Origin of the sequence: Bradyrhizobium sp. B120 (genome assembly GCF_049075665.1) — a bacterium.
GTDB lineage: Bacteria > Pseudomonadota > Alphaproteobacteria > Rhizobiales > Xanthobacteraceae > Bradyrhizobium.
Genome location: NZ_CP185242.1, coordinates 8213079 through 8228071, shown reverse-complemented (window position 1 = coordinate 8228071; position 14993 = coordinate 8213079). Strand labels below are relative to the sequence as shown.

Sequence of the window (14993 nt, the reverse complement as noted above, 5' to 3'; positions counted from 1 at the left end):
ATTCGCTGAGCTGAACTCGAAGCAATTGCTTCCGCATGAGGGACCAAGAATGACAAAAGGCTGCACCCATATCGCCGGCATTCAGGATGTCACGCCGAGTGCGCTCGGCTGCGAGGAATGCCTGAAGAGCGGCAGCCGCTGGCTGCATTTGCGGATCTGCCGGACCTGCGGCCATGTCGGCTGCTGCGACGACTCGCCGAACCGGCATGCGACGGCGCATTTCCACGCCACCGGCCATCCCGTGATCGAGGGCTACGACCCGCCGGAAGGCTGGGGCTGGTGCTATGTCGACGAGGTGCTGTTCGACCTGTCGAAGCGCAAGACGCCGCATAACGGGCCGATCCCGCGCTATTATTGATTCAATGTCTCACGAGGCGCACGTGCATACGACACGCGTGCGACAATTTTCGGCAAGTGCCGGCGCCGGCGAATTTTTCATGAGATGTCGGCCGTCCTGCCATCGAACCATGTAGCATTTTTCCCGCACGCATCGTAACCTCGCGCGCGGGTCTCAACGGGGAGTGCTCCACATGACGACGTTGGTGCTTGTGCACGTCATTATCAGCCTGATTGCAATCGTCGCCGGTGTGATCGTGATGTTCGGCCTGCTCGGTTCGCGCGCGATGCCCGGACTGACCGCGATCTTCCTCATCCTCACGATCCTGACCAACGCCACCGGCTTCGTGATTCCGCCACTGGTGACCGAGAAGCTGCTGCCGTCGCACATCATCGGCGGCCTCTCGCTGGTGCTGCTCGCGATCGCCTGCATCGCGCTGTATGCGATGCAGCTCAAGGGCGCCTGGCGCCCGATCTATATCGTGACCGCGATGGTCTCGCTCTATCTCAACGTCTTCGTGCTGGTCATCCAGAGCTTCCTCAAGGTGCCCGCGCTGCAGGCGCTGGCGCCGGCGGTGCCGCCGAACCCGCCGTCCGGGCCGGTGTTTGCGGTGGTGCAGGGCATCGTGCTGGTGTTCTTCGCCGTGGTGATCATCGGCGCGTGGCGCCGGTTCAGGCCGGTCACATTCGCCTGATCTGACACATCTGTTCATGCCACGTCATTCCGGGGCACGCGTTGGCGTGAACCCGGAATCCAGAGTCAATCGATCGAGAGTCCGGGTTCGACGCTGCGCGTCGCCCCAGAATGACGTAACGCAACAGGAGGAGCAATCAAATGCCCACCATCACCACCAAAGACGGCGTCGACATCTTCTACAAGGATTGGGGTTCGGGCCAGCCGATCGTGTTCAGCCACGGCTGGCCGCTGTCGTCGGACGATTGGGACGCGCAAATGCTATTCTTCGTCGGCCACGGATTTCGTGTCGTCGCCCATGACCGCCGCGGCCATGGCCGCTCCGCCCAGGTCGCCGACGGCCATGACATGGATCACTACGCCGACGACCTCGCGGCGGTCACCGCGCATCTCGACCTGAAGAATGCCGTCCATGTCGGCCATTCCACCGGCGGCGGCGAGGTGGTGCATTACATCGCCCGCCACGGCGAGAGCCGGGTGGCGAAGGCCGCGATCCTCAGCGCGGTGCCGCCGTTGATGGTGCAGACCGCGGCCAATCCCGGTGGCCTGCCGAAGTCGGTGTTCGACGGCCTGCAGGCGCAGCTCGCGGCCAACCGCTCGCAGTTCTACCGCGATCTGCCGGCCGGGCCGTTCTACGGCTACAACCGGCCCGGCGCAAAGCCGTCGGAAGCCGTGATCCAGAACTGGTGGCGGCAGGGCATGATGGGCGGCGCCAAGGCGCATTACGACGGCATCGTCGCGTTCTCGCAGACCGACTTCACCGAGGACCTGAAGAAGATCAACGTGCCGGTGCTGGTGATGCATGGCGACGACGACCAGATCGTGCCCTACGCCGATTCCGCCCCGCTCTCGGCCAAGCTTCTGAAGAACGGCACGCTGAAGACCTACAAGGGTTTTCCGCATGGCATGCCGACCACGGAAGCCGAGACGATCAACAAGGATCTGCTGGCGTTCATCAAGGGCTGAGGTGAGAGTAGCTGTGCTCTGCGTCGCGCATCACAACATCGCGCAGCTTCACCGACGTCCAAGTGAGGGAGCCACCGGCGGAAGGGTTCCCTCCCCCCTTGCGGGGGAGGGTTAGGGAGAGGGGCACACACGGCGCGCTCTCTCCATATCTCCAACGATGCGAATTGAGATTGCGAAGCTGTCTCCATCGTCGCTGATCTCGCCCGGGGCTTACCCCTCTCCCCAGCCCTCCCCCGCAAGGGGGGAGGGAGCCTGTCCGTCGTGCTCGCCTCACGAAAGATTACGCGCTCATATATCGTCCTCTGACACGGCACCCGCCGTCAAAGCGCAGTCGCCGAAAAGGAGCACATCGCATGAAAGTCATCCTGTTCGGCGCGACCGGCATGGTCGGGCAGGGCGTGCTGCGCGAGTGCCTGCTCGATCCCGGTGTCGAGCGCGTGCTGGCGGTCGGCCGCAGCCCGAGCGGGCAGCGCGGTCCCAAGCTCGTCGAATTGATCTGCAACAATTTCGTCGACTACAGCGCGATCGAGCCGCAGCTCACCGGCTATGACGCCTGCTTCTTCTGCCTCGGCGTTTCCTCGATCGGCATGGACGAGGCGCGCTACCGCCATCTGACCTACGACATCACGCTGGCGGCGGCGACGACACTGGCGCGGCTCAATCCCGGCATGGTGTTCACCTATGTCACGGGCCGCAGCACCGATTCCACCGAGCAGGGTCCGCTGATGTGGGCGCGGGTGAAGGGCAAGACCGAGAACGACCTGCTCAAGCTGCCGTTCAAGGCGGCCTATATGTTCCGGCCCGCCGGTATCCAGCCGCTGCACGGGGTGCGCTCGAAGACCGGCTGGGTGCAGGCGATCTATGTCGCGACCTCGCCGCTGCTGTCGTTCCTGGTGCGGGTTGCCCCGGGCTACATGACGACATCGGAACAACTCGGCCGCGCCATGCTCAAGGTCGCCCGCGACGGTTATCCCAGACCGGTGCTGGAGAGCGAGGACATCAATAGCCTCTGACGGAACCGGCGAGCCGGGTTCCTGCGGCGGATTTCCTCAGGTCACGTGGTATCTCTGGGACGCCAAGGCGCTATAAGTATCGGCATGTCGCCGCCTGCTCCCCTGAAACTGATCGCCCTCGATGCCGATGACCTCGCGGTCATCTCCGCCCATGTGCAGGACGCCCGCGTCCAGCCCGCCGACATCGTCTGGCGCCAGGACGAGAAGCGCCTCGTGGTCGGCCTGAACCGGCTGGACTGGGAGCAGACCCTGGCCGGTGCCACGTCTTCGCGCCGGCTGATCGCCGCACTCAGGTTCGACCGGGTGCTGGCATGCAAGTCGCGCAATATCGACCTGGAGGCCCCGGAGGCCACCCTGGAACTGCTCGGGATCGAATTCCACGCCTCCGACCCGCCTGGCGGCAGTGCGCTGCTGATGTTCGGCGAGGGTGCGGCGCTGCGGCTCGATGTCGAGTGCCTGGAGTGCGAATTGACCGATCTGGGGCCCGACGATCTCGGGGTGGGGCCGGGGTAGTCTTTCGTCGTCCCGGCGAAGGCCGGGACCCATAACCACCAATGCGGATTTTGGTCGCGATGAGGCCCCAGGCTCCCGCAACAATCGGCAGTCGGGGTAATGGGTCCCGGCCTTCGCCGGGACGACGGTGGGATTGCGTGTTCGCCAAGGGTTGACGGCCATTATCCGCCGCGCCATTGAGCAGGGACCCGAATTCCTCTTCAGAAAGCCGCCATGCCCGTTCGCCTGGACCGACAGAGCGCCGATTTCGAGCAACGCTTCCGCGAATTCCTGGCGGCCAAGCGCGAGGTATCGGCCGACGTCGAGCGCGCCACCCGCGCCATCGTCGACGACGTGGCGGCCCGCGGCGATGCGGCGCTGCTCGAGGCGACCAAGAAGTTCGACCGGCTCGACATCGACGCCGCCGGCCTGCGCATCACCGCCGCCGAGGTCGACGCCGCGGTTGCGGCCTGCGACGCCAAGACCGTCGAAGCGCTGACATTCGCGCGCGACCGGATCGAGACTTTTCACCGCCGCCAGCTGCCCAAGGACGAGCGCTTCACCGACGCCGCCGGCGTCGAGCTCGGCTGGCGCTGGAGCGCGGTCGATGCGGTCGGGCTTTACGTGCCCGGCGGCACCGCGGCCTATCCGTCCTCAGTGCTGATGAATGCGGTGCCGGCCCGGGTCGCCGGCGTGCCGCGGGTGGTGATGGTGGTGCCGGCGCCCGACGGCAAGCTCAACCCTCTGGTGCTCGCAGCCGCCCGTCTCGGCGGCGTCTCGGAAATCTACCGCGTCGGCGGCGCCCAGGCGGTGGCCGCTTTGGCCTACGGCACGGCAACGATCGCGCCAGTGGCAAAAATCGTCGGTCCCGGCAACGCCTATGTCGCCGCGGCCAAGCGGCAGGTGTTCGGCAAGGTCGGCATCGACATGATCGCCGGCCCCTCCGAGGTGCTTGTGATCGCCGACGACACCGGCAATGCCGACTGGATCGCGGCCGATCTCCTGGCGCAGGCCGAGCATGACGTCAGCGCGCAGTCGATCCTGATCACCGACAGTGCGCGGCTCGCGGCCGATGTCGAGCGTGCGGTCGAGGCGCAGCTTGCGACGCTGCCGCGTGCGGCGATTGCGCGCGCCTCGTGGGATGACTTTGGTGCGATCATCATGGTCGCAAAGCTCGACGACGCGGTCGAGCTCGCCAATGCGATCGCCGCCGAGCATCTGGAGATCATGACCGCCGACGCCGAGGGCCTGTCGAAGAAGGTCCGCAACGCCGGCGCGATCTTCCTCGGGCCCCATACGCCCGAGGCGATCGGCGACTATGTCGGCGGCTCCAACCACGTGCTGCCGACCGCGCGCTCGGCGCGGTTCTCCTCGGGCCTCGGGGTGCTTGACTTCATGAAGCGAACCTCGATCCTGCGGTGCGGGCCGGATCAGCTTCGTGCGCTCGGGCCCGCCGCGATGACGCTCGGCCAGGCCGAGGGTCTCGATGCCCATTCACGTTCCGTCGGATTGCGCCTCAACCTCTCATGAACAAGCCACCAGACGACGAGGATTCCAACAATCGCATCGTCGCGGTGACGCTCGACGAGGAATCGATCGGCCGTTCCGGGCCCGACATCGAGCATGAGCGGGCAATCGCCATCTACGACCTGGTCGAGCAGAACCTGTTCGCGCCCGAAGGCGCAGCCGGGCCGGGGCCCTATACCCTGCATATCGCGATCACCGGCAACCGGCTGATGTTCGACATCAGGAAAGAGGACGGCGCGCCCGTGGTGGCGCATCTATTGTCTCTGACGCCGTTCCGCCGCGTCGTGAAGGACTACTTCATGATCTGCGACAGCTACTATCAGGCGATCCGTACCGCGACACCGGACAAGATCGAGGCCATCGACATGGGCCGCCGCGGCATCCATGACGAGGGCTCGCGCACGCTGCAGGAGCGGCTCAAGGGCAAGGTGCGCGTCGATTTCGAGACCGCGCGGCGTCTGTTCACGCTGATCACTGTGCTGCACTGGAAGGGTGAAGGCGCATGATCCCGAAAAGTGGGTACCGGTTTTCGGATCAGATCATGCGCAAAAGTGAGAGGCGCATGATCCCGAAGATGATCGCCACTTCGCCAGACGACGGGGGCGTACCCCGGTCGAAAAAAGCCTGATCGCATGGAAGCGCCGCGCGCGCGCTCCCCGCAGGCCGTGCTGTTCGCATGCGGGCACAACGCCGTGCGCTCGCCGATGGCCGAAAGCCTGCTGCAGCAGATGTTCCCGCAAGGTGTCTATGTTCGCTCCGCCGGCGTGAAGAAGGGCGAGCTCGATCCGTTCGCCGTCGCCGTGATGGCCGAGTTCGGCCAGGACATCTCCGGCCACAAGCCGCAGACCTTCGAGGAGCTCGAGGACTGGGAGGGGCTGAACTTCGACCTCATCATCACGCTGTCGCCCGAGGCGCACCACAAGGCGCTGGATCTGACCCGAACGCTCGCCGCCGCTGTCGAATACTGGCCGACCCCTGATCCGACCGGCACCAGCGGCAATCGCGAGCAGAAGCTCGCCGCCTATCGCGAGGTCTGCGACGGCCTGTTGATGCGTATCCGCCGTCGCTTCACCAAGGCTGGCGTGGCAAACTTGTGAGGGACCCGCGTGTTCCGATTCGCAAGGTCCGCCCCTTGTCGCCAGACTGACAAACAGCTGTGCTTATGGGGCCTTGTCGCCCACGGGGAAGCGCGATTCGCGGCCGGTTCCAAGGTTGTGCATCCATGCCCCATCCGATAGGTTCCGCCCGCGTCCGTCCCCCCGATTCAGCCCAAAAGCCCGCATGCTAGGCCGTCCCAAATTCGTTCTTGCTTCCGGTTCGCCGCGGCGGCTGGCCCTGCTCAACCAGGCCGGCATCGAGCCCGACGCGCTGCGTCCGGCCGATGTCGACGAGACCCCGCGGCGGGGCGAGTTGCCGCGCGCCTGCGCCAACCGCCTGGCGCGCGCGAAAGCGGACGCGGCGCTGAAGTCGGTGCAGCTCGACGACGATCTGCGCGGCTCCTTCATCATTTCTGCCGACACCGTGGTCGCGGTCGGCCGCCGCATCCTGCCCAAGGCCAATCTGGTCGACGAGGCCGCGCAGTGTCTGCGCCTGCTGTCGGGCCGCAACCACCGCGTCTACACCGCGATCTGCGTGGTGACGCCGCGCGAGGCGTTCCGCCAGCGCCTGGTCGAGACCCGCGTGCGCTTCAAGCGGCTCAGCGACGACGACATCCAGGCCTATATCGGCTCCGGCGAATGGCGCGGCAAAGCCGGCGGCTATGCCGTGCAGGGCATTGCCGGATCCTTCGTGGTCAAGATGGTCGGCTCCTACACCAACGTCGTCGGCCTGCCGCTCTACGAGACCGTGACCCTGCTCGGCGGCGAGGGCTTTCCGATCCGCCACGGCTGGCTCAACGCCGTCGCGGTGTGAGATCTGAAGAGACCCTCTTCCCGCGCCGCATCGGCACTGCACCTCTCCCCTTGTGGGAGAGGTCGGAATTCAAGCAAGGCTTGAATTCCGGGTGAGGGGTCTGTCTCCGAGGATAGAGACCCCTCATCCGTCGCGCTGGCGCGCGCCACCTTCTCCCACATCCGCCTTCGCCAAGGCTTCGGCGGACAAGAGGGGAGAAGGGAAGCGGGCCCGCGGTGAACGCGGAACAAGCGATCGCCCCCTCAATTGCCAACTGGTGTAATCTCCGTCCCAGCCATGACTGACCAAGCCCGAACGCCCCCGGCCACCCCGCGCGCCTGCCCGATCTGCAGCAAGCCCGCCCAGCAGGCCTTTCTCCCGTTCTGCTCGTCGCGCTGCCGCGACGTCGACCTCAACCGCTGGCTCAGCGGCCGCTATGTCGTTCCCGGCCGCGACGACGACGCGGAGGACGCGGAATAGCCAAGATTTCCCAACAAGTTGGGGAAACAACGCCCGGCGGGCGGCGCCCGGCGAAGCGTTTCGCGAAGCCGGGTGGACACAGCGCTCCGACCTCTCTATAAACCGCCCGCTCGCTTCGGCCTTTTCGGCCCCGCGGGTTTGCCCAGGTAGCTCAGTTGGTAGAGCATGCGACTGAAAATCGCAGTGTCGGTGGTTCGATCCCGCCCCTGGGCACCATTCCTGAACAGATTTACGAACCTGGGGGGTGGGTTGCCCGTTGGGTCCGAAGCTGGACCGGATGTTGTCATTTGAGCCGATAATCCGGATCTTGTCCTCCGATACGACAACCGCGTCGACAATGCTCGAGAGGTAGGCCTTCCGCGCGGCTACGTCGCCTGAGACGAGCTGATCGCGCATCAAGCGGGTGAACCGATCGATCGCAATCGGGTCAATTTCAATCGAGGTTGCGCTGCTCTTTTTCGCATAGTCCAGGGCCTCGACAGCCCTATCTCGGCTGGCCTTCAGAGCGGCTACGCGGTCCTTGAGACTTGGGTCAGTGCCATCGATCGTGCCCGCTTCGATGGCCGCATAGAGGCGTCCCAAACGTTCCTCAGCCTCGGTGGCCTGGCGGGCAAGGTCGACGATCCGGCGGTCGGCCGAAGCCTGTCGCTCGTCCCGCCGAGCTTTCAGAGCGAGCAGGATCGAGGCCACCCTGTCCGGCCGTAACAATTGATCGGTCAGCGCGTCAACGACCAGCTTCTCGATAACGGGACGGGGAATCTTTCGGTTGACGCAGCTCGCTCCATTTCCCTCCTTATGACGTCCCTGCTTGTTGGCCTGAACGCACTTGTAATATTTGTAGATGACGCCGGTCCGCGAGGTGCCGGTGGCAGTGGTCAACGAGCAGGGCCTTTCGCAATCGCATCGGACAAGACCGCCGAGCAGTGACGGAGCCGAGGCGAGACGCGGTCCACGAGACCTCGGGCGGCGTGAAACTAGCAGGGCCTGAACCGCCTCGAAGGTCGCCTGGTCGATAATGACGGGAATTTCGTATTCGACGATCTCAGACTGTGCCTTGCGCTCGCCGTCCCCCTTCCGGGCGAACTCATTGAAGTTCCGAACGCCAGTATAGGCGCGGCGCGTCAGAATTTCGTGAATGGTGCCGGTCCCGAACAACGAGCCATTGCGCGAGCGGTAGCCGCGCGTGTTCAGCCACTCTGCGATTTTCTTCGTGCCCAGTGGGCCGCTGTTGCCGTCGCCGTTCTTGGCCAGATCGAAAGCGCGGATCACGATCTCCGCTTCGACTGGCTCGATGGCGAGCTTCTTCTTCTGCTTGTTGCCGATCACCTCTGCGTCGACAGATTTGAAGCCAAAGGGAATGATGCCGCCGTTGGAGTAGCCAAGTTTTGCATTGGCTTTCATCGTTCTCATTGTGGAACGACTTGTCTCCTTGGACTGGTATTCGTTCACGATACCGATGAATTTCCTGAACATGTCGCCGGTGTCATCGTTCGCTAGCGGCTCGGCATACGAGATCAGCTCGACCTTGTGCTTGCGCAGAGTTTGAACGGTGAGCTCCTGCTCGACTTGGTTTCGGAAGGCTCGCGAGAACGAGTACACCATAATCGCGTCGATCGTGCGCGTGCCATCGGTCGCGCGCGCGATCATCTGCTCGAATGCCGGGCGCTTCATGTTGGTTGCAGTTTCACCCTCTTCGCGGAAGATGCCGGCGATATTGTCGCCGTCGCGTCTGCAACGTGCGATCAAATGCTCCTCCTGCGAGTTGAGGCTGAGTTGGTGGCCTGACTGTTTTTCGGTTGAAACGCGAACGTAGATCAGGACATTGCGCGGCCGCGACTCAGCGGCCTTTTCAAGGGGGGCTACGACTTGAAGGTTCTTGCGGGCCATCGACTACTTCCTCACGCGGTACAGAAAAAAGAATCTACCCATGCCGTGGAATCAAGGGAAGTGCTACTTCGCTCGACTCCTCTACGCGGTTAAGATCAGCGGAATGGGACCTCATCGGCAACCACGTTCCAACGTTTCCGCAGGCCCTCCCACAAGAGCTCCCTGTGGTGGGTGAGCAGTAACTCGAACGTCTCTTGCGCGCCGTTGGGAATATGGCGGAATCCCTCGATGAACATGTCATGGCGCTGGTCTTCCGTGAGATCGCGCAGCTGACGGATCGCGGGCAATCGGCCGAGTACCCTGAAGCAGTTCTCCGGATCCGGGTCGAAATCAGTCTTGTTGGCGATCGCATCCATCGATTCTCGCACCAACCAGAGCGCGGCGTCGACGGCGAAGTTGGCAAAGTGCTCGACCTCCAATCGCGGAACGATATCGGTGTCAAGCGGGAGATTGTTATCGGGCATAGTCGTGGTCCTTTCGGTTGGTCAGGTAGTGGATTTCTGGGAGGGGTCGAAGACGGCGGCGAGCACTGCCGAGAAGCATCGCTCGATGGCGTCGATCTCGGCGGGCGCGATTGGTGTGGGATCCGCAATCTCATTGATCACGGTCCAGTACTCAGGGTCGGACGGCCGCGAGGGAGCTGTCGGAGCCCACTTGCGCTGCCTTTTCATTGGGGCCGTGTCGGCCGCCAGCGGCGCCGGTAAGATTGCCAACGCAGTCAGTCGCGGCCGCAACCGCAGCTTCGGGATGCACGACTTAGCCACGGTCGTACTCCGCGGAGCGATCGCGCACGCGTTCACCGGACCGCGAGGCAAGCTCGAGCGTGGGATCAAGCGTGCGGGTCTTGATCTGGAGCCGGGACAGCCGCCCGGCCAACCAGTTCAGTCGGCGTTCAGGCGCGATCGTGGCCTGCCGACGCTCTGATAACGGCAAGTCCAGGCGAACTTGCGCGTCGATTTCACGAAGGTCGGCGAAAATCTCGAGATGATCCCGTGCTCGGGAAAACGCTACATACGCGTCATGCCGCGTCATTGATGGACCGGCCCAAACAAAGGCCTGATCGGTCGTTAGCCCTTGGGATCCGTAGGTCGTCGTGCTGTAGGCGTGGCCAAGCCGGGCTCGCCCATGTTCGTCCGCGAGCTCTGACACGCGAAACCGCGCATTTCGTCCGGCGATCTCAACATGGAGTGTGGGATCCGGTGTATCGCGACCGTCGACACGGGTGATGGTGGCCGTGGTTCCGTTGATGACGGCAAGCCGGTCGTGCCGGACCAGGAACCGGATCTGATCGCCGGTCGCGAAGGAAAGCGTCTGACCGTGCCCGGACGGCGTGACGGCAGCCACTTCAATATCTTCGCCGACGATACGCACATCGCGCTTCAAGCGGACGCGAACCTCATCGTTGAGGGCTCGCACCTGCGCATTGGTTTGGGCGATCAACAAGACCGAGGGTGCCGGCGACCCGCACCGCGCTCTCTCCCAGGCGTCCACCACTTGCATAACGGTAGCGTTCTCGCCGGCCGCCAACGTCAGGAGGCCGCGCTCCTCGAACGCCGCTAAGCCCTGCGCGGCGCGGCCCTTCGCGAAATCCGTCACGGCGGCACGCATCCAGGCTTGGCGCTGGCGCACGATGGTGTCGACGCGAGTGGTTCCGGCGACGCTGGCGAGGATAGAGAGGCCCGGGCCGGCACCTATCGCTTGGAGCTGCTCGGAATCGCCCACGGCCACAATCTTCGCGTGTGCTTCTGCGGCCCTCTTCGTGATCGCCAACATTTGAGCGGACGATAGGAGGCCCGCCTCGTCGACGACGAGAACAGTGTTGGCGTCGAGGAACGGCTCCTTCGTGCAGGCAAGCCAGGCGTCGGTGGCCATCGCCTCGATGCCGAGCTTTTGCAGCTCCTTGGCGACCTTCCAAGATTGGGATGTGCCAATGATCCGCCGATTGGTAGCTTGCATCCCGGCGGAAGCCACTGGGTCGGAATATGCGGCCACGATCGCTGCCAAGGTCGTCGACTTCCCCGACCCGGCGGCACCCTGGATCACCGCGATGGCGGCAGAGGTCGTTGCCATCTGCGCCGCGTGCGTTTGCTCTGCGGACAATCCGCGCTCGCGGCAAAGCTGCAGCACATGCTCCGGATCAGGTGCTGCGCGATGCTCCTGAGCGAGATGCTCGGCGAACGTGACCAGTTCGCGCTCGATTGCGATCTGCTCGGGCGTAGAAAAAACTGGCTGCTGCAGGGCATCGCGTCCGAGCTCGACGATGCGGCCCGCCTCGATCAGCCGGTCGACTTCCTGTTCGACGCGAATGGCGTCGGCGCCAGTGCCAACCAGCGACGTCGCGACGGCTGCATAGAGATGTCGCTTCTCGAACAGGCTTTCGTGCTCAGTCAGCTGCGCCGGCACGGCCGCCACACGCTCGGCGATCAGCTTCTCTTGTTCAGTGTGGTTCCACGTCCAGTCGGTTCGCAGATTCTCGATGAGTTGGTCGACGTCCAGAAACGGCGCGGCTTCCTCGGCCCACAATGCGAAGCGATCGGTGGTCAGCTCCTCTGTCTTCGACAAACGCGTTCCGAGCGCGATCGCTGCCGCCAACGCCGGTGCCTCCGCGGTCGACAGCCCTTCGGCGGCGATCGCCTGCTCCACCTCTTTGCGCCGGCCCGAGAAGTGGCGCTGCAGGGCCCCAAACTTCTGGCCAAGGCTCGCGTCGCCGTAGCTCGGCGGCACGACGATCTCGAAGATGCCGTTTTTGCCGATCTCCCCGATCTCGAAGCCAATTTTCTTCAAATTTGAAGAAAGTGCGAGGTGATAGACGGCTCCGGCCGCCATTTTGTAGGCAAACAAATGGCGGGCGTCCAAAGCGCCCACGCTACCGTCATCGCGAACGCTGCAGTTCAAAATTACTTCGTGACTATGTAAATTTGGATCGGAGAAGATGCGGCCATTTTTGTGCGTGACTGGCCTTGCCTCGCCGTGCCGGAACGAGCACACAGTGAGTGAAGCCCGTTCCAGCCTGAGTCCGTTCTTCCCGCGCCGGCAGAATGCAGCGTTGCGATCGAGAAACCCGATCGTCGCTTCACAAGCGTCATGCTGAGCCTGCTCGATCGCGCGCCGCGTCGTGGGATCAGCCAGCGCGAATACGACCGAGACCGCCTTCGGCGCCGACAGTGTTAGATCAATCCCGCCGACGTGATCAGTTCTATCGCCGCTGTTCGACAGCAAAGGCTTGCCGTCGACGTCGAGGCCAGCGTGAAGTCGCTCGAACAAAACGTTGTCGACGAGCGCGCCGTGAACTGCGCCGAAGTTACCGGTGGCCGAGATCCAACGACCGGCCGGCTCTCCACCGCCGAGATAATATTCGGACTGCCGCGAGTAGTACGTCGCCTGTGTGCCAGCCGCGATTGTCGCGACCATGGGAGCCTCCGTCGAAGGAGGCCCCAATAGCCACGCCTAAAAGTGTTGTGCCGTGCATTGCAAATTCTGTGAGTCGCGAAACTTGCAATGCAAGATCTGGCTGTTCAAGCCGCCGGCCGAGTTGTCTTTGGAAGCCAGATGGAGCATCTGCTCAAGGCGGCCCGAGCCGATCGACCACGGCCTCATCAGGGCCGTTAACCCACCGTACTGCCCATGTCCGAATCAGATAGTTAGCGATCCAGACTGCCGGAATTGCTCGAGTTGCTCCCGCCACCAAGCGCGGCGCGGCGCGCTCAGATCAAGCAATGGTCCGGAAATGACGATCCTCGCATCGTTGCCGTCCCCTTCAAGCGACAAAATTGTGGCTTGCTGGATCGGGTCACCGTTCCAGTTGTAGCTGACCTCAACATCCGTCTCACCACGCTCGCCATACAATGCCGTATCGACTAACCCCTGCCAGACGTCGTCGGGAAACTGAGCGCGAACAAGACGGGGACCCGACCAGTCATCCCTGGTCATTTCTAGCTCTTGCAGAATATTTGGAGTATCGGTCAAAATCTCCTCGATCAATCGCGCGTGCCAAGGGCTGAACGTTTCTCGATGGAATCGCTTTAGGCGTCCAATCCATCCGGCGAGACTGCCGAGATCCTGGCGCGCCAGGTTGTCGCGAAGGACGTCATTGTCGCGCCAGATCGCTTCGTCTTCGAGGCCGATGCCTCCCGCCAACATCGAGATGACATCTGCCTGAGCGGTGACCGGCGCGCGCCTCATTTCAATCGGACATGCGTCACCCTTCTCGAGGCCTGACTCACCTAGTTTGAGACGAAACTCAGCTTGATCATCTTCACGCTTTGCGTGAACATCGCCCCGGACATAGCTGGGCCGCTCCCGGCCTTTGCAATCGGTCGCCTGGATACGCAAGACGGCGACCGTCTGTAATATCCAGAGCAAGAAAGCTTCCGGATTGAACCCTGCAGCACACCATGCGTGGATCTCTTGCTGCACGCGATTCAAGATATCCTTTCTGCCGTCGCGGGTCCAATTGCTATACTGTGCTCGTCCGGTCGTTGATGCGGTGTTCAGGGTTACGGGGTCCGCAGGATAGGCGATGACGGGCGGTCGGCCATTTCGGCGCGTCCTGAGAATAGCCCTCGGCGCGACCAATAACGTTCCCTGTCGGCATAGTATGGTCGTGCCCGGTTCGGGCGCAATTTCGTCCGGGTCCTTCTTTCGAAAACTGTCGTCGACCCTGCCGACAATGGGTGCCAACGCGGTTATATGCGGATGGTGGAATACCCAATCAAGCTTGTAGTGATCCCGGCATTCACGAATGGCATCAGCGATTGCTTCGGCAAAGGAAGCGTTGACCCTGAAGGCGTTCCAAGCCATTTGGCTTCTTGGCGATCGTTTCGGGAATCTGCCGCTTCGGTAGACCGGCGGCTCAAGCTCGGCGACGTAGCCGAACTGGAGAAATTTCTCGATGTGCGACGGGCCATATGCGGCCATCCGACCGTGCAGACTGGCGGCGTGCACTGGTTCTGGCTGCCACAGTGGCTGCTCCGGGAATTCGTCGCGCACCTGCTGTAGCAGCGGATCCGGAAATGTCTCGAAGCGCCGCGTATCATAAAATACCGAATGGATATACTCCCTGTCTCCAGGGCCTGGCGCGCTCGGCAGCATGAACTCCGGTGGGATAACCCTCAGATCGTCACTGTTGACATCAGCATCTTCAGTTGCGACGGCACGCCTACGGAGTTCGGAAAATGGCATGATGATCTTGTGCTCAGTTAATAGCTAATATGGTGCCGAGGTGTGGACGTTTCCGCCTCGTCGGTTAGGCCGCAACTCTGTGCGCAGCAACCTCAGATCACGTAAAATCGATAGCTCAAATTGTAATCATCGCCCATATGGCGTTGGCCAATACCCGCTGGCGAAGAACGAGATCGCTTTGTCAATCCTAGTCTAGGATCTTACAAGTGCCACCAAACGCGTTAGATCGGGCCTTGGCTCGATCTGCCCAAATTTGGCTCGGAAGCGCCGCCGCATCTCATTTTTTGAAGTTCGATTGGCCGTTGTTCGGTAACCTTCGATCGTCAAGTCAAAGCCTGCCTCTTCCTCGTTGCGGGCACGAAGCCTGTGAATTGGCCCGGGCAAATTCCGTTCGAGAAGCACTTCAGTTCGATAGCACGACCGCTCAATAAGCCGTTTGTGTCGAGGCGTGCGGCGCCGTTGACGCCATTCGTTTCCGTACGCTTACGCAACATAGCTCGGTCCTTCGGGGAGTCGGCTGTTTTGAG

The 14993-nt window shown here is 62.9% G+C and carries 13 protein-coding genes, 1 tRNA gene and 1 pseudogene; 11 read left to right on the top strand and 4 right to left on the bottom strand.

The window, feature by feature from the left end; all coding sequences use genetic code 11:
• Nucleotides 1-49: 49 nt before the first annotated feature.
• From ACOIX3_RS38155 to ACOIX3_RS38105, 11 genes are all read left to right on the top strand, one after another.
• Nucleotides 50-358: a UBP-type zinc finger domain-containing protein gene (locus ACOIX3_RS38155; RefSeq protein WP_057018148.1), complete on the top strand. Its 309-nt coding sequence runs from the start codon at nt 50-52 to the stop codon at nt 356-358.
• A gap of 172 nt (nt 359-530) precedes the next feature.
• Nucleotides 531-1031 (top strand): hypothetical protein, encoded by a 501-nt coding sequence (locus ACOIX3_RS38150; RefSeq protein WP_229172232.1) that lies wholly within the window; start codon nt 531-533, stop codon nt 1029-1031.
• A 140-nt stretch (nt 1032-1171) separates the two neighbouring features.
• Complete coding sequence (locus ACOIX3_RS38145; protein WP_050403363.1) at nt 1172-1996, top strand: alpha/beta fold hydrolase; 825 nt, start codon at nt 1172-1174, stop codon at nt 1994-1996.
• Nucleotides 1997-2349: 353 nt separating this feature from the next.
• The gene (locus ACOIX3_RS38140; RefSeq protein WP_420967128.1) at nt 2350-3009 is read left to right on the top strand and encodes an epimerase; all 660 of its coding nucleotides are present in this window, start codon (nt 2350-2352) and stop codon (nt 3007-3009) included.
• 84 nt (nt 3010-3093) lie between these two features.
• Nucleotides 3094-3522 (top strand): DUF2948 family protein, encoded by a 429-nt coding sequence (locus ACOIX3_RS38135; RefSeq protein WP_420967127.1) that lies wholly within the window; start codon nt 3094-3096, stop codon nt 3520-3522.
• A gap of 213 nt (nt 3523-3735) precedes the next feature.
• The gene (hisD, locus tag ACOIX3_RS38130; RefSeq protein ID WP_420967126.1) at nt 3736-5031 is read left to right on the top strand and encodes a histidinol dehydrogenase; all 1296 of its coding nucleotides are present in this window, start codon (nt 3736-3738) and stop codon (nt 5029-5031) included.
• Nucleotides 5028-5534, top strand: a complete 507-nt coding sequence (locus ACOIX3_RS38125; RefSeq protein WP_092123128.1) for a UPF0262 family protein — start codon at nt 5028-5030, stop codon at nt 5532-5534. The genes hisD and ACOIX3_RS38125 overlap by 4 nt, the downstream gene beginning before the upstream one ends.
• 126 nt (nt 5535-5660) lie before the next feature.
• The gene (locus tag ACOIX3_RS38120; protein WP_212317204.1) at nt 5661-6125 is read left to right on the top strand and encodes a low molecular weight phosphatase family protein; all 465 of its coding nucleotides are present in this window, start codon (nt 5661-5663) and stop codon (nt 6123-6125) included.
• Between the two features lie 184 nt (nt 6126-6309).
• Nucleotides 6310-6939 carry a Maf-like protein gene (locus ACOIX3_RS38115; protein WP_092123132.1) on the top strand — a complete coding sequence of 210 codons (630 nt, stop codon included), beginning with the start codon at nt 6310-6312 and terminating at the stop codon, nt 6937-6939.
• 276 nt (nt 6940-7215) lie between these two features.
• A complete protein-coding gene (yacG, locus tag ACOIX3_RS38110; RefSeq protein ID WP_420967125.1) occupies nt 7216-7398 on the top strand; it encodes a DNA gyrase inhibitor YacG in 183 nt (60 codons plus the stop codon).
• A gap of 140 nt (nt 7399-7538) precedes the next feature.
• A tRNA-Phe gene (locus tag ACOIX3_RS38105) sits at nt 7539-7614 on the top strand.
• Nucleotides 7615-8175: 561 nt separating this feature from the next.
• Here the strand turns inward: ACOIX3_RS38105 and ACOIX3_RS38100 are convergent.
• From ACOIX3_RS38100 to ACOIX3_RS38085, 4 genes and pseudogenes are all read right to left on the bottom strand, one after another.
• Nucleotides 8176-9285, bottom strand: a pseudogene (locus tag ACOIX3_RS38100) (recombinase family protein); the annotation flags it as partial.
• 95 nt (nt 9286-9380) lie between these two features.
• Nucleotides 9381-9749 carry a hypothetical protein gene (locus tag ACOIX3_RS38095; protein ID WP_420967124.1) on the bottom strand — a complete coding sequence of 123 codons (369 nt, stop codon included), beginning with the start codon at nt 9747-9749 and terminating at the stop codon, nt 9381-9383.
• 292 nt (nt 9750-10041) lie between these two features.
• Nucleotides 10042-12696, bottom strand: coding sequence for a MobF family relaxase (gene mobF / locus ACOIX3_RS38090; protein WP_420967123.1), 2655 nt, complete (start codon nt 12694-12696; stop codon nt 10042-10044).
• A 222-nt stretch (nt 12697-12918) separates the two neighbouring features.
• Nucleotides 12919-14466: a hypothetical protein gene (locus ACOIX3_RS38085; protein ID WP_420967121.1), complete on the bottom strand. Its 1548-nt coding sequence runs from the start codon at nt 14464-14466 to the stop codon at nt 12919-12921.
• Between the last annotated feature and the right edge of the window lie 527 nt (nt 14467-14993).

What these genes read in the sequence shown, in the direction of transcription:
- ACOIX3_RS38155 (WP_057018148.1), top strand. Translation starts at nt 50, where the DNA reads ATGACAAAAGGCTGCACCCATATCGCCGGCATTCAGGATGTCACGCCG.
- ACOIX3_RS38150 (WP_229172232.1), top strand. Translation starts at nt 531, where the DNA reads ATGACGACGTTGGTGCTTGTGCACGTCATTATCAGCCTGATTGCAATC.
- ACOIX3_RS38145 (WP_050403363.1), top strand. Translation starts at nt 1,172, where the DNA reads ATGCCCACCATCACCACCAAAGACGGCGTCGACATCTTCTACAAGGAT.
- ACOIX3_RS38140 (WP_420967128.1), top strand. Translation starts at nt 2,350, where the DNA reads ATGAAAGTCATCCTGTTCGGCGCGACCGGCATGGTCGGGCAGGGCGTG.
- ACOIX3_RS38135 (WP_420967127.1), top strand. Translation starts at nt 3,094, where the DNA reads ATGTCGCCGCCTGCTCCCCTGAAACTGATCGCCCTCGATGCCGATGAC.
- hisD (WP_420967126.1), top strand. Translation starts at nt 3,736, where the DNA reads ATGCCCGTTCGCCTGGACCGACAGAGCGCCGATTTCGAGCAACGCTTC.
- ACOIX3_RS38125 (WP_092123128.1), top strand. Translation starts at nt 5,028, where the DNA reads ATGAACAAGCCACCAGACGACGAGGATTCCAACAATCGCATCGTCGCG.
- ACOIX3_RS38120 (WP_212317204.1), top strand. Translation starts at nt 5,661, where the DNA reads ATGGAAGCGCCGCGCGCGCGCTCCCCGCAGGCCGTGCTGTTCGCATGC.
- ACOIX3_RS38115 (WP_092123132.1), top strand. Translation starts at nt 6,310, where the DNA reads ATGCTAGGCCGTCCCAAATTCGTTCTTGCTTCCGGTTCGCCGCGGCGG.
- yacG (WP_420967125.1), top strand. Translation starts at nt 7,216, where the DNA reads ATGACTGACCAAGCCCGAACGCCCCCGGCCACCCCGCGCGCCTGCCCG.
- ACOIX3_RS38095 (WP_420967124.1), bottom strand. Translation starts at nt 9,749, where the DNA reads ATGCCCGATAACAATCTCCCGCTTGACACCGATATCGTTCCGCGATTG.
- mobF (WP_420967123.1), bottom strand. Translation starts at nt 12,696, where the DNA reads ATGGTCGCGACAATCGCGGCTGGCACACAGGCGACGTACTACTCGCGG.
- ACOIX3_RS38085 (WP_420967121.1), bottom strand. Translation starts at nt 14,466, where the DNA reads ATGCCATTTTCCGAACTCCGTAGGCGTGCCGTCGCAACTGAAGATGCT.